Annotated in this window: 9 protein-coding genes; 7 read left to right on the top strand and 2 right to left on the bottom strand. The window is 56.6% G+C overall.

Translation table 11 applies throughout. The features are described from left to right. Nucleotides 1–350: 350 nt before the first annotated feature. From hyfB to P0119_21890, 6 genes are read left to right on the top strand one after another with little or no spacing between them, the layout of a single operon-like run. Nucleotides 351–2,378 carry a hydrogenase 4 subunit B gene (hyfB, locus tag P0119_21915; protein MDF0668717.1) on the top strand — a complete coding sequence of 676 codons (2,028 nt, stop codon included), beginning with the start codon at nt 351–353 and terminating at the stop codon, nt 2,376–2,378. A 3-nt stretch (nt 2,379–2,381) separates the two neighbouring features. Next, nucleotides 2,382–3,332 (top strand): NADH-quinone oxidoreductase subunit H, encoded by a 951-nt coding sequence (locus P0119_21910; protein MDF0668716.1) that lies wholly within the window; start codon nt 2,382–2,384, stop codon nt 3,330–3,332. Nucleotides 3,333–3,336: 4 nt separating this feature from the next. Next, a complete protein-coding gene (locus P0119_21905; protein ID MDF0668715.1) occupies nt 3,337–4,002 on the top strand; it encodes a hydrogenase in 666 nt (221 codons plus the stop codon). A 14-nt stretch (nt 4,003–4,016) separates the two neighbouring features. Continuing rightward, nucleotides 4,017–5,552 carry a proton-conducting transporter membrane subunit gene (locus tag P0119_21900; GenBank protein MDF0668714.1) on the top strand — a complete coding sequence of 512 codons (1,536 nt, stop codon included), beginning with the start codon at nt 4,017–4,019 and terminating at the stop codon, nt 5,550–5,552. Nucleotides 5,553–5,564: 12 nt separating this feature from the next. Next, nucleotides 5,565–7,157 carry an NADH-quinone oxidoreductase subunit C gene (locus P0119_21895; protein MDF0668713.1) on the top strand — a complete coding sequence of 531 codons (1,593 nt, stop codon included), beginning with the start codon at nt 5,565–5,567 and terminating at the stop codon, nt 7,155–7,157. Nucleotides 7,158–7,167: 10 nt separating this feature from the next. Next, nucleotides 7,168–7,677, top strand: a complete 510-nt coding sequence (locus P0119_21890) for an NADH-quinone oxidoreductase subunit B family protein (GenBank protein ID MDF0668712.1) — start codon at nt 7,168–7,170, stop codon at nt 7,675–7,677. 88 nt (nt 7,678–7,765) lie between these two features. Here the strand turns inward: P0119_21890 and P0119_21885 are convergent, their stop codons facing one another. After that, the gene (locus P0119_21885; GenBank protein MDF0668711.1) at nt 7,766–10,078 is read right to left on the bottom strand and encodes a PAS domain S-box protein; all 2,313 of its coding nucleotides are present in this window, start codon (nt 10,076–10,078) and stop codon (nt 7,766–7,768) included. After that, the gene (locus tag P0119_21880; GenBank protein ID MDF0668710.1) at nt 10,075–11,565 is read right to left on the bottom strand and encodes a phosphatidylglycerol lysyltransferase domain-containing protein; all 1,491 of its coding nucleotides are present in this window, start codon (nt 11,563–11,565) and stop codon (nt 10,075–10,077) included. The genes P0119_21885 and P0119_21880 overlap by 4 nt, the downstream gene beginning before the upstream one ends. Nucleotides 11,566–11,778: 213 nt before the next feature. Between P0119_21880 and P0119_21875 the strand changes: the two genes are divergently transcribed. Next, the gene (locus P0119_21875; protein ID MDF0668709.1) at nt 11,779–13,254 is read left to right on the top strand and encodes a hypothetical protein; all 1,476 of its coding nucleotides are present in this window, start codon (nt 11,779–11,781) and stop codon (nt 13,252–13,254) included. Nucleotides 13,255–13,269 lie beyond the last annotated feature (15 nt).

Below are 13,269 nucleotides of genomic sequence, written 5' to 3'. Positions count from 1 at the left end.
ATGACCGGACCGCGCGTTGAGTGCCGTAAGCCGAACGGCATTACACATACTCACCACTCAAGTCCGGATTTCAGTAAGCAGGAGGCTGATCGTGAAAAACAATGAAACGCGGGCATGGCAGGATTTGAAAATGACTTGCTACACGATGCTGGTTATCGCACTGTTGGTAACGGTTGTACATGTAGTTGTGGGTGGTTGAGACGCAGGATTCGTGGCCCGCTGAACAACTCGGCATGCGCCAATCGCAGATGAGCGATCGCTCCTGTATCTCAGCCAATGTTGCGGATGAACCGCAACATTCAATCGTCCTGAGGTAATCCGACAAGAGCACGAGGACCTCAACCGATCGCATGCTGAACCTGTTATGGATTCTTCTCGGCAGCTATGTCGTCGGTATACTGCTCCCATTCTGTCTCCCCCGACGAGCTGAAGTTCAAAGTCTCTCTGCCGGTGTCCCCGCCGTCGTGGCAACCAGCGCAGGTGTCGTTCTCGGGCTCCTTGGCCTCACGTCTTCGGGATTCATCACCGGCTCACTAGCATCGACGATTCCCCTGCTCGCCTTCACGATTCGAATTGATCCACTGGCCGCATTCTTTCTTTTGACCATCTCCCTCGCGGGTCTCGCCGCTTCGATTTATGCCCTTGGATACGTGCGGCATTTTGATGGGCGCGCATCAGTCTCGACGATTGGATCCCTCTTCAATGGGTTTCTTTGTTCCATGACCCTGGTGGTGCTCGCGGACAACGGCTTCTTTTTCCTCATCGCATGGGAACTGATGTCGTTGCTCTCCTATTTCCTCGTGGTGACGGAGCATGAAAAAACCGAGGTCCGCTATGCGGGATTGTTCTACTTGATCATGACGCATGTCGGAACGGCGTTCATCATCGTGGCATTCCTGATCCTCTTCCAGGGTGCCGGGTCGTTCTCCTTTGAAATTTTCCGGCATCCTAACCAGTCCCTACCGGAGGGCATGAGAACGCTCGCCTTTCTGATGGCCTTGATCGGCTTCGGCACAAAAGCGGGTATCGTACCGCTCCATGTCTGGCTGCCCTATGCTCACCCCGCGGCACCGTCACATATTTCGGCTCTGATGTCCGGCGTTATGATTAAGACCGCGATCTATGCCCTGATTCGGGTGTATTTCGATTTTCTCGGTGGCCAGTTTCCCTGGTGGTGGGGGTTCACCGTGCTGTTCCTAGGAGCAACATCAGCGTTGCTGGGCGTGATGTACGCGTTGATGGAGCATGACCTCAAGAGACTCCTCGCCTTTCATAGTGTAGAAAACATCGGAATCATCTTGTTGGGAATCGGAGCCGGCATGGTCTTTCAGTCCTACGGGTTGAAGGAACTGGCCGCTCTCGGACTGCTGGCGGGGCTGTACCACACGATCAATCACGCGATGTTCAAGGCTCTGCTGTTCCTAGGCGCCGGCTCGCTGCTCTATGCGACTCATGTACGTAACATCGAGGAATATGGCGGCTTGCTTCGGCGCATGCCCTGGACGGGAGTCTTTTTTTTGGTCGGAGCAGTCTCGATTTCCGCACTTCCTCCCACGAATGGATTTGTGAGCGAGTGGCTGGTCTTCCAAAGTCTCTTTCTGAGTTATCAGCTTCCGACGGCGTTTCTCAAACTGATGCTGCCCATCGCCGCTGCTATCCTGGCCTTGACCGGCGTACTGGCTCTGGCTTGCTTCGCAAAAGCTTTCGGGATTTCGTTTCTCGCACTGGCGCGAAGTACGCAGGCACGCCACGCTGAAGAAGTGCCGGCCCCTATGCTTGTCGGGATGGGTCTCCTAGCCGCCTTCTGTGTGGTGCTGGGAGTCGCGCCGATGGTGATGCTGCCGCTGTTGGATCGTGTCGTCGCTCCTCTGGCGGGAATATCGATTGAAGGTAAGGTGCTGGCGATGGATGGATGGGCTCTTGCGCCGGTGAATGTCGAATTCTCAAGCTTGTCCACACCGGCGCTCTCGCTGCTACTCATGGCGCTGGCGCTGCTGGGATGGGGATTGGCCGTCACGTTCGGCGGACGTCTAAGAAAACGCCGTTATAAGACCTGGAGCTGCGGAATCAACCTCACACCTCGGATGGAATACACCGCAACCGGTTTCGTCCAGCCGATCAAGCGCGTCTTCAGTACTGTTTACCAGCCGACGGCCAAACTCGAGACGGAGTTTCTGCATGAGTCGCGATACTTTGCCAAACGACGCCACTTTGAATTTCACATCGAACCGATTTTTGAGAAGTATCTCTACGATCCCCTGGTAGCCTTCTTCACGACGCTGGCTGACCGGCTGAGAGTGATCCAGGCAGGAAGCCTACATCTTTATCTGACCTATATCTTCGTCACCCTCATCCTCTTGTTGTTGCTCGCGGTGTAATTGATGCTACAGGCGATCATTCTCGTTCTTGCTCAAGTGACGGTCTTACTGGCCGTCTCGCCGTTTCTTGTCGGTCTGATCCGCAAGGTCAAAGCACGTCTGCAATTACGACGGGGCGCGAGCGTCCTCCAGCCTTACGCTGACCTGGCTAAGCTCTTCCAGAAGCAGCCGGTCATCTCGACGACCGCCTCTTGGGTTTTTACAGCGACACCCTACATCGTGTTCGCCTCCACACTTTCTGCTGGTTTATTGGTTCCGACGTTCATCTCGCTGAATCCCATGAACTTTGCGGGAAACATCATCGCGCTTGTGTATCTCCTGGCATTGGGAACGTTTTTCCTGATTCTTGCGGGCCTCGATGCTGGATCAGCGTTCGGCGGGATGGGAAGCAGTCGCGAGGCAATCGTTGCATCCCTGACCGAACCGGCCATGATCCTCTCTATCTTTGCGATCGCTCTGACCAATGGTTCGACGAACTTGAGCACGATCGTCCATAGGACCGCGCTGCTGGAAGGTACCGTAACGGACCCTTCCCCGCAGCTGATGGCGTTGGCGGCCCTCTTTATCGTGGCGCTCGCAGAGACAGGACGGGTGCCGGTCGATAATCCAGCGACGCATCTCGAACTCACGATGATTCATGAAGCCATGATCCTGGAGTACTCGGGACGCTATCTCGCCTTGCTTGAATGGGCGGCTGGTCTGAAGTTGGCCCTGTTCCTTTCGTTGATTGCCAACGTCTTCGCTCCTTGGGGAATTGCGACCACTGCAGCGCCTGCCGCAATGATGATCGGACTTCTGGTCTACCTGGCGAAGACTGCAGCACTCGCGGTGGTGATCGGAATTATCGAATGTATGTTCGCAAAATTGCGGTTGTTCCGCGTCACGGATCTTTTGGGCGTTGCGTTTATCCTCGGGCTGCTCGGCCTGCTGTTCTTTTATACTCTTCGGAGCTGAGCGGATGCAGGTTCTTTCTTACAGTGGATCGCAACTTGTCGACTTGTGCTCGGCCTTGCTCTTGTTGACCTGTTTCGCGATTGTGGCGCAACGGCGGCTCTCGGCCTGCGTCGACCTGTTCGCGCTTCAGTCGGCTTTTCTCGTTGTGACGACGGCACTGGTGGCCTATTTGACCGGGAACCAGCACCTCTACGTTGCGGCGGCGCTGACCGGTGTCATCAAGGTGATCATCATTCCTCGGGTCCTCAAGAAAGTCATTGACCGCCTCAACGTCAAGCGAGAATTGGTGATGTACGTCACTGTTCCGGCCGGGCTGTTGATCTGCGGCGGACTGGTCATGCTGGCCTTCTTCATCTCCCAGCCGATCATTCCGTTGGGCTTTCTGCTCACGAGGGATTCTCTGGCCATCGCCCTCGCGATCGTGCTCATCGGATTGTTTACGATGATCGCGAGACAAAAGGCCGTGACGCAACTGGTCGGTTTTCTGGTGCTGGAAAACGGTTTGTTCTTGGGCGCCACCGCCGCCACATACGGGATGCCGTTGATCGTCGAATTGGGTGTGTTCTTTGACGTACTCATCGCGACATTGATCGCGGGGATCTATACGAACCGCTTACAGGACGCGTTCGACAGCGTGGACACGAATCAACTTACCGTGCTGAAAGAATAGCGGAGGATCCGTTGATGATCGAGGTCGTGGCCTTGGTAGCGGCGCCGCTATTCGCGGGAGGGTTGAGCTTGGTCGTTCACCGTTCCGCGCTGCTCCACACGATCAACCTCATGAGCATGACCGTTCTCGTGACGGCAGAAATCATGATCACCCGAACTATGCTGAAAGACGGCCCATTCACGGCTTTGGAGCAGTTGGTGTATCTCGATGCATTGTCGACCTTCATTCTCTTCATCATCGGAGTGGTCGGACTGGCATCTTCGTTCTATATGCGATCCTACATGGATGAACAAGTGGCGCGGGGCGTCATCGCGTCTACAAGGCTCAACTTGTTCTTTTTTCTTTTTCATATGTTTTTACTTGCCATGGTAGTTGCAACCATCGCGAATAGTGTCGGGGTGCAGTGGGTCGCCATTGAGGCGACGACGCTCGCCACAACCTTTCTGATCGCCTTTTGGCGACGACGAGAGTCGCTGGAGGCAGGGTGGAAATATCTCATTTTGTGTTCAGTCGGAATATCGCTCGCATTGTTCGGTGTCGTGCTTCTGTATTATTCGTCGCTTCATGTGCTCACTGATGTCAGCCAGGCATTGAATGTGACGCAACTGCTCCCCGTGGCCGACCGACTCAATCCGCATGTGTTGAAGCTGGCCTTCATTTTCATTCTGGTCGGCTATGGGACCAAGGTGGGGCTTGTCCCGATGCATAGCTGGTTGCCGGATGCCTATACGGAAGCGCCGGCTCCAGTGGTAGCCATGCTCGCAGGCGTCCTCGAAGTGGTCGCGGTCTATGCAATTCTGAGGATGAGGATGATCATCGATCATGCGGTGCCGTTTGCCTTCACCGGCGGGCTGTTGGGGTTGCTCGGATTTGCCTCATTGGTGACTGCGGCATTCTTCATTCTTATCCAGCACAACTACAAACGATTGTTTGCCTATTCCAGCATCGAGCACATGGGGATCGCCATGATTGGATTCGGAGTCGGGGGAGCAGTGGGAACCTTCGGCGGACTGTTTCATCTGTTGAATCATGCATTTGCCAAGTCGATGGCGTTTTTTGCTGCGGGCAACATTCATCGTCGCTTTCACACCGTGGAAATCGATCAGGTGCAGGGGGTGGCGACTGCCCTGCCCTGGACGGCAATGGCGCTGATGATCTCAGGATTGGCCCTATCGGCGCTTCCTCCGTTCTCATCATTTGCCAGCGAAACCCAAGTCGTCACGGCCCTCGCCTCGCAAGGGGTTCCGGGAATGTGGTTCACCAGTACCGAGGGCATGGTGACCGTTCCATTGTCGGACCAATTCGGGCGGATAGCATTGGCTGCGGTATTTCTCATGGCTGCGGTTCTCGCATTTGGTGGATTGCTTTATCGCATGACCGGGATGGTTTGGGGTACGCCGCCGGAAGGAATCCTCCGGGCAGAAACCTGGACATTGGGTCATTTGCCGATCATTTTTCTTGCCGGAGCACTGGTGGTATTCAGTTTTTTCCTGCCGCCGCCCATACAGCAACTTTTGGAACAGGCGACCATGCTGCTTGTAATCCAATAGGAGAGGACTGTCATGACAGAGGCCCGGCCCTGTGACGACCTACTCAAAGCCGCGTTCCCGGCCATTGTGCAGGGCGACCCGGTCTGCGGAGAATCTTCGCATTTCCAGGTTCCTAAGGACCTACTTCCAGCGATCACTCGCTACCTGCATACCCAGCCGACCTTGCGCGGCCGGCTGACACTCATATGGGCCTGTGATCATCGCCCTGCTCGTGACAGCTACGGGCTTCATTACCTGTTCACTCTAGAGGCGTCCCGCCACTGGGTGGTGTTGTCCATTGAGCTCACAGGCAACGATCGGCTGTTCCCATCCATTACGCCGCACGTTCATGCCGCCAAGTGGTATGAGCGAGAGATTCGCGACCTGTTCGGGCTCATTCCCGAGGGGCACCCGGACCTGCGACGTCTGGTCCGACACGAGCACTGGCCGAAGGGGACGCACCCCCTCAGGAAAGACTTTCCCTGGGACCGCGTGCTCGGTCGACGGCAGGGTGAGCATCACTTCCGACGCATCGAAGGAGAAGGTGTGTTTGAGGTGCCGGTGGGCCCGATCCACGCCGGGATCATCGAGTCCGGACATTTTCGGTTTTCCGTGGCCGGCGAACCGATCATGCAGCTCGAGCTGCGCCATTTTTGGAAACACCGCGGTGTGGAAAAGCTTTTTGAGGAGCAGATGCTGATCGGGGCGGTACCGCTGGCCGAACGCGTGTCCGGGGACACAACGGTAGGACATAGTCTCGCCTATTGCCAGGCGGTTGAAACGCTTTTGGGCCTCCAGGTGCCTCGGCGCGCCAGGTACCTTCGTGCTCTCTTTTTGGAGCTGGAACGACTGTACAATCATCTCGGCGACATCGGCGCCATGTGCAACGATACAGCGTATGCGCTCGCCCATGCGCATTGTGGCCGGATGAAAGAGCGGATCATGCAGCTCAATGATCGGCTCACAGGTTCACGGTTCCTTCGGGGTGCCATCCGGGTCGGAGGAGTGACTCGGGACATCGAGAACCGACAACTCACCGACATTGTGGATGAGCTGAACCGAATCCAGCCGGACTTCTCCGAGGTGGGAGCCATCATTTTTGCGAACGCTTCTCTTACCGATCGCCTGGAAACGACAGGGATCCTCCACGAGCAAGCGGCATGGGATCATGCGGTGATGGGCGTCGTGGGGCGAGCCTCGGGCATGGATTGCGATCTAAGACGTGATCGCCCGTTCGCTGCGTATGACGAACTACCAGTGAATGTGGCTCTGTATCGCTATGGTGACGTAAGAGCCAGATTGCGCGTTCGCGGCGATGAGATCCACGAATCCATTCGCCTCATTCGCGAGATTCGCAGCAAGATCCCGGACGGACCAGTCGCAAATGAACCAAGCCATTTGCCGAACCCAGGTGACTGGACTCTGTCAGCGGTCGAAGGTTGGCGAGGGGAAATCCTTTATATGGTGATGGCAGGAGAAGGCGGCCGGATTCATCGTTGCAAAGTCCGTGACCCCTCGTTCGTGAATTGGCCCGCGATTCAATGGGCCGTGCCGGGGAATATCATCCCGGACTTTCCTCTCATCAACAAGAGCTTCAATCTCTCATACGCTGGAAACGACCTGTAGGAGGCCGAACATGTTCCGTATCATCAAGAAGAGTTTGAAAATCGGGGTTGTGACGGGTCAGTATCGAGGAGCGGAGAAGCCTCTGCTACCGGTTATCCCGGAGGCCAAAGAAAAATCCACGCTCTTCAAACGGTCGCTCGCGATCCGCGAAGTAGATACCGGCTCGTGCAACGCCTGTGAGATGGAGATGAACGCGCTCTTGAATCCTGTGTACGATGCCGAACGGTTCGGCATTCATATCGCAGCCTCGCCCCGCCATGCCGATGCCTTGGTGGTGACCGGACCGGTCACCGTCAACATGGAGCGCGCGTTGAAAGACGTCCACAAGCAAACTCCTGACCCGAAAATTGTCATTGCACTCGGCGACTGTGCGATCGACTGCGGCATGTTCAAAGGCAGCTATGCAGTGACCGGGCCTGTGGAACGGCATATTCCCGTGGATATCCGTATCCCCGGCTGTCCGCCTCGTCCAGCAGAAATTCTCGAAGCCTTATCTGAGTTGCGCAAGTCAACGGCATGAAGCATAACAGCCGGGAGCCTAGAAACAGGTGTGCGACCTCGGACAGATCGAGAGGTATGGAGTAGCAAAATGGTTTTTCACCAGGCTGTTAGGCGACCTTCTTTCCATCCAACACTTCACGAACTTTTTGGGTCAATAGATTGGGCGTGAAGGGTTTCTGAAGAAAGGCCGTGTCTCGTTTGACCCCACCCTGTTCGAACACCGGATGATCGGGGTAGCCGGACATGTACAAGACCTTGATCTCGGGCCGAACCACCATCAGTTTTTCTGCCACCTCCGGCCCGCTCATCTGCGGCATCGCGACGTCTGTCAGCAATAAATGGATCGGGCCCAGGTGCTTCGCACCGGTCAGGAGCGCTTCGATGCCATGACGCGCCACCAACACTTCGTACCCACTGATGCGAAGCGCTTCCTGCACGAGTCCGCGCACCGACGGGTCGTCCTCAACCACGAGTATCGTTTCTCGCCCGATCGCTCCGCCCACTGGTCCGCTGACGATTGGAGCTGCCTCTGCGGCCTGATCCACCTTCGGGAAAAAGATCTTGCAGATGGTGCCCTGTCCCGGCTTGCTCTCGATCCCGATCGTTCCGCCGCTTTGCTTCACGATACCGTACACCGTGGACAACCCAAGTCCTGTCCCCTTCCCTTTTTCCTTCGTAGTAAAAAACGGCTCGAATAAATGCGATTGAGTTTCTTCGCTCATCCCATGGCCGGTGTCCCTGATCACCAGGAGCACGTAGGTTCCCACATCGAGCGTCGTCGTTTCACGCCGAGGGCCCTTTCCGATCGTGACGTTCCTGGTTTCGATCGTCAGCTTACCTCCGGTCGGCATGGCATCTCGAGCATTCACAGCCAGGTTCATGATCACTTGCTCGATCTGCCCCGGATCTGCCTTGATCGATCCCAACTGCGGCTCCAGGTCGGCACAGAGCTCAATGATGTCCTCCCCCAACAACCGCCTCAGCATCCCGTCCATGTTCATGACGATCGCGTTCAAATCCACGATCTTCGCCGCCACAAATTGCCGGCGGCTGAATGCCAGCAGTTGGCTGGTCAGGCCGGCAGCACGATCGGCGGCTTTCTTGACTTCTGCCATCTCGCGTCGGGCAGGATCTGCCGACCCCAAGCGACTCAGGACCAGTTCGCTGTATCCTCGAATCACCGTCAGCAGATTGTTAAAATCATGGGCGACACCACCAGCGAGCCGCCCCACAGCCTCCATCTTCTGCGCTTGGCGCAGTTGTGCCTCCGTCAGGCGCAACGCCTCTTCGGCTCTCGTCCGTTCGCCGAATTGCCCGATCTTGAGGCCGACATCGGTGATCATACTGAGCAACTCGCCATCGGGCTCACGAACCTGATCGCTGAAGAACTCGATGACGCCCTCGACTTCACCGGCGATACGGATCGGAAACCCGAACGCGCCATGAAGTCCGGCCTTGGCAGCGACATCCGCCAAAACAAACACGGGATCGCAGGTCACATCTCTGATCCACATCGGTCGTCCGCTTTCCCAAATTCGACCCGGCAGCCCAGCCCCTAGCTTGAAGCTCTGGAGCTGCTTCGCGGCAATGAATGCCTCAGCGCAGATGGTCTCCGCTTGCCAATGATGGAGACACCGCAATGTTCCCGATTGTTTATCCAATCGCCAAAATAAACCTACGTCCCACTCAAGGCTTTCGCCGACTGCCTGAGTGATTCTTGGCACCGCTTCTTCCAGCGTCAGGGCCTCGGAGAGGACTCGTGTCACCGCATATTGGGACGCGAGCCGTCGTTCAGCCCGACGACGATCGGTAATGTCTCGCACAAACGCGCTGAAGATATACGCTTCACCGATACGCGCCGGCGACACAGCGAGCTCGACCGGGAACTCGTGGCCTTCCTTATGGCGCGCAGCGATCTCGATCCGACGATTCAGCACAGGGCCGACTCCGGTCTTGAGATACTCCCTGATCCCTTGAATATGCGCCTCTCGATCTCGCTCAGGGATGATGGTGTCCGAGAGCAATTTCCCCATCGCCTCTTCGCGAGTCCATCCGAAGATGACGGTCGCTTGGGCATTCCATTCCGTCACGATTCCGGCGGCGTCGATGGTGATGACTCCATCAAGTGCCGTATCGACAATCGCTCGATTGCGTTCCTGACTTTGTAGTAAGGCCGCCTCGGCGGCACGAGCCCAAGCACTTTCCTGTTGAGCCTGCCGGTATTCGGCACGCAATCGAATCGTCGACCATAATAAGAGCACCAACAGAGGGAGCCAGACAGCCGCCACGATGCTCCGCTCAACATGGCCGAGCAGGAATGTTCCCACACCCAGGGTGAACAGCGTGAGTAAGACCATCACGAACATCAACCACTCATACCGTCGAGCTGTTGCTGCGTTTCGCTCATCCGGTTGGGTCATGTAGTCGTCCTTGTGATTGTCCAGGTATCGAGGACTGCGGTCGGATGGTAAGCCGATTTGGCAGCACGGAGTCCCGGAAGACCTCCATCATCCATGGCATTGATAGAGGCCGCTCCTTGGGCCAGGGCAGTTCGACAGGTGTCACGGAAGAGCCACTGCGCCAGGCCTGTGATAGAACGATCCGCGACCTCCAGCAGGATGCACCAGGTTAGAGGAGTCAGCCGGTAGCCGAAGGTATAGGCGGCGATGTCACCGTTGACCCTCACGATCGTACCAGACAAGCCGATCCGTTCATGCTCTTCAAAGACGAGCGCATGGGCCATTTCCGCATCCTCCAGAAGCAGCGCCCCCATCTGATCGAGGTTTCCCCGGCGTTTCTGCTGGGCCCACCGTCGATACAGAAGCGTGCAGCCGGCTTGGTGGCCGGCACGATACGGTTCGCTCGTGATCACCCGTTCTCTGGCCACACGATTGCAGAGCGCCCGTTGGGATTTGTAATGGTCTCCGGCCAAGGCAACTAGAGCCTCAACCGGGTAGAGATAGTCTCCTTCTTTCCGACGGAATTGGATCCTGTCGCACTCCAGCAGCCGTCTTTGGGACTCCATCACGTTTTCGATACGACTCACCGGCGACGGTCCGTTCCACGACCGCATCAGCGCGAATGCTTCCTCCACCGCCTGATCCAGCGGCCCGGCTCCGAGGGGTGGAAGCGGCATGAACCATCCGTCCGGAGACTCGGCAAAAAGAAACAACGTGTGATCGAACTCCATCCACCAGTAGGGAAGCAGCGATGTCCATATATAGTGGTAGGGAAACGCAAAGGCGGCCGGCGTGTCATGGCCGATCACCTGAGCACGATCGAGCGCCTTTGCAAAACCGGCTGCGTCCTGCAACGTCAACGGACGGAGCTGAGGATCCACCGGCTTAGGACCAAGCCGAACCGTCAGGTGCGGGAGCGCCTTGAGAACGACCACATCCTCCTGAAACCGACCGACGAGACGAGGATGAGCCGCAATCGCTTCCACGATCGCCTCATCCGCAAGGAAGGTGGCAACACGATCCCCATACTCGCGAATTGCACTTGAGTGCGCGTCGCGAACGAATGGACACTTGGAATCCCAACCAAGCTGGACTTCTCGACCAGACGCGTCCCACATCAACGCCAACGGGTACAGCCGACAATCCAATGGGCGAACGTCGTAGATTCCACAAAGGCCTGACTTCGAATCAAACGCAGGACAGAGATACCCTTCGCCGGTTGGATTCTCGACAAGATGGACCTGCGAGCCAGCCTTGTTGGGAAAGAACGACTCGGGAACTCCATGTGCCACGGCATCGTTGATTTCCGCACTCGTAAAGTACGGGCGGAGAAAGCTGTCGGCTTCCGGAAAACGACAACAGACATCACAACGAAAACACGCGGAATCGGGGACCAGCTGAGGCAGAACCTTTATTGCTTGTTTGGAATCCACTGTAATGAGATCCATCGAGAGCCAATCATACGATGCATGGCTGACGGTAGCAAGGAAGGTTCGCTTCTAACCATCTTGCGACCTGTCACATTGCTCCGTATACCATATCCTCTTCGGGTAGTCCGTCGGCCTCTTGTCGGTCTCTGACGTGCGTGTTAGCATGAAGTCCCTTTGCACCATCGGATGCCGTATGTCCTTTAGGCCGAAACGTAACTAATGGTTCCTCCCTTGTCCCAGACCGAAGCCCCCTGCCCGACGTTTTCTCCAGAGGCCGCGCGCGATCGCTGCACTGCCATCCGCACGCGATTGCGCCACGCCAATCTGTTTAGAGTTCCAGCCGCCCTATCTGTTCAGCAGCCGTCTTCAGGCTTGGAGACGGCGACCTCGTGGCGAGTCAGCCCCTGTCCGTTTTACCTGTCCTCTGATCAATTGCAGTTCTTCACCGATTTGGGGCCACAACTGCTCTCGTTCTATCAAGCGCTGAACCGGCTCTACAACGAGAGCGTCAAAGGAATTCAACCACCCTGGGTTGCACGATACCTTGATCAAGGCAAGCCGGAAGCCTTGGTGCAGTACAGCCGAATGAAACGGTTTCGCGATGCCCTGCCCGCCGTCATCAGGCCCGATGTGATTCCCACAGAGAACGGCATGGTCATCACCGAGCTGGATTCGGTTCCGGGCGGCATCGGGCTCACCGCCTGCCTCTCGTACATCTATCACGACCTTGATGGCAGTGATTCCCAGCTCATCGGGGGACGAGACGGGATGGTGCGAGGATTTGCCCGCATGCTGCAATCTTTGCGAGGCCGGCGCGAAGGATGCATTGCGATCCTGGTCTCGGATGAATCCAAGGACTATCGGCAGGAAATGTCCTGGTTGGCCGCTGAACTCCGCGAAGAGAAGCTGCCCGTCTGGTGTGTCGAGCCGCATGAGGTTCGCTTTACAGAAGAAGGGCTTCGGCTGCATGTGGACGGCAGCGAACAAGCCGTCAGCATGGTCTATCGCTTTTATGAACTGTTTGACCTATTGAATATTCCCAAGGCCGAGCTCGTTCAATATGCCGCGAAGAAAGGCTGGGTGTCCGTGACGCCGCCTTACAAGCCGACACTGGAAGAAAAATCTGCGTTCGCACTGCTCCACCATCCTATGCTTCGTCCATTCTGGGAAAAGGAACTGGGGACCGACTGCCTGCTTCATTTAAGCACCATCATGCCCAAGACCTGGCTGATCGACCCAGCACCGCTTCCTGCAATCGCGACGATTCCCGGCCTACGGATCAGTGGACGTGCGGTTTCAAACTGGGCCGATCTCGAGACGGCCACGCAAAAGGAGCGCCGTTTCGTCGTCAAGCCTTCCGGATTTTCCACACTCGCTTGGGGAAGTCGCGGCGTGTCGATCGGACATGACCTGCCCCAAGTCGAATGGGTCCAGGCGCTGCGGAATGCGCTCGCATCATTCCCGACGACACCCTATATCTTGCAAGAGTTCCATAAGGGGCGGTTATTTGAAATGGACTTTGTGCAAAACGACGAACAGACCATGGCACGCATGTCAGGCCGCGTACGCCTCTCTCCCTACTATTTTGTTTCAGAGGGTCAGGTCGAGCTCGCCGGCATTCTGGCGACCCTCTGCCCGGCTGACAAGAAGATTCTTCACGGGATGATGGACGCCATTATGGTTCCTTGTGCCCTCCGATCAGCCTGATGCGCGCCCTCATGA

Origin of the sequence: Nitrospira sp., assembly GCA_029194665.1 — a bacterium.
Lineage (GTDB): Bacteria > Nitrospirota > Nitrospiria > Nitrospirales > Nitrospiraceae > Nitrospira_D.
The sequence above is the reverse complement of the archived record's forward strand: the minus strand, read 5'-3'. Positions and strand labels throughout refer to the sequence as shown.

Excerpts from the sequence above, each read along its gene's own strand:
- hyfB (MDF0668717.1), top strand. The coding sequence starts at position 351 with ATGCTGAACCTGTTATGGATTCTTCTCGGCAGCTATGTCGTCGGTATA.
- P0119_21910 (MDF0668716.1), top strand. The coding sequence starts at position 2,382 with ATGCTACAGGCGATCATTCTCGTTCTTGCTCAAGTGACGGTCTTACTG.
- P0119_21905 (MDF0668715.1), top strand. The coding sequence starts at position 3,337 with ATGCAGGTTCTTTCTTACAGTGGATCGCAACTTGTCGACTTGTGCTCG.
- P0119_21900 (MDF0668714.1), top strand. The coding sequence starts at position 4,017 with ATGATCGAGGTCGTGGCCTTGGTAGCGGCGCCGCTATTCGCGGGAGGG.
- P0119_21895 (MDF0668713.1), top strand. The coding sequence starts at position 5,565 with ATGACAGAGGCCCGGCCCTGTGACGACCTACTCAAAGCCGCGTTCCCG.
- P0119_21890 (MDF0668712.1), top strand. The coding sequence starts at position 7,168 with ATGTTCCGTATCATCAAGAAGAGTTTGAAAATCGGGGTTGTGACGGGT.
- P0119_21885 (MDF0668711.1), bottom strand. The coding sequence starts at position 10,078 with ATGACCCAACCGGATGAGCGAAACGCAGCAACAGCTCGACGGTATGAG.
- P0119_21880 (MDF0668710.1), bottom strand. The coding sequence starts at position 11,565 with ATGGATCTCATTACAGTGGATTCCAAACAAGCAATAAAGGTTCTGCCT.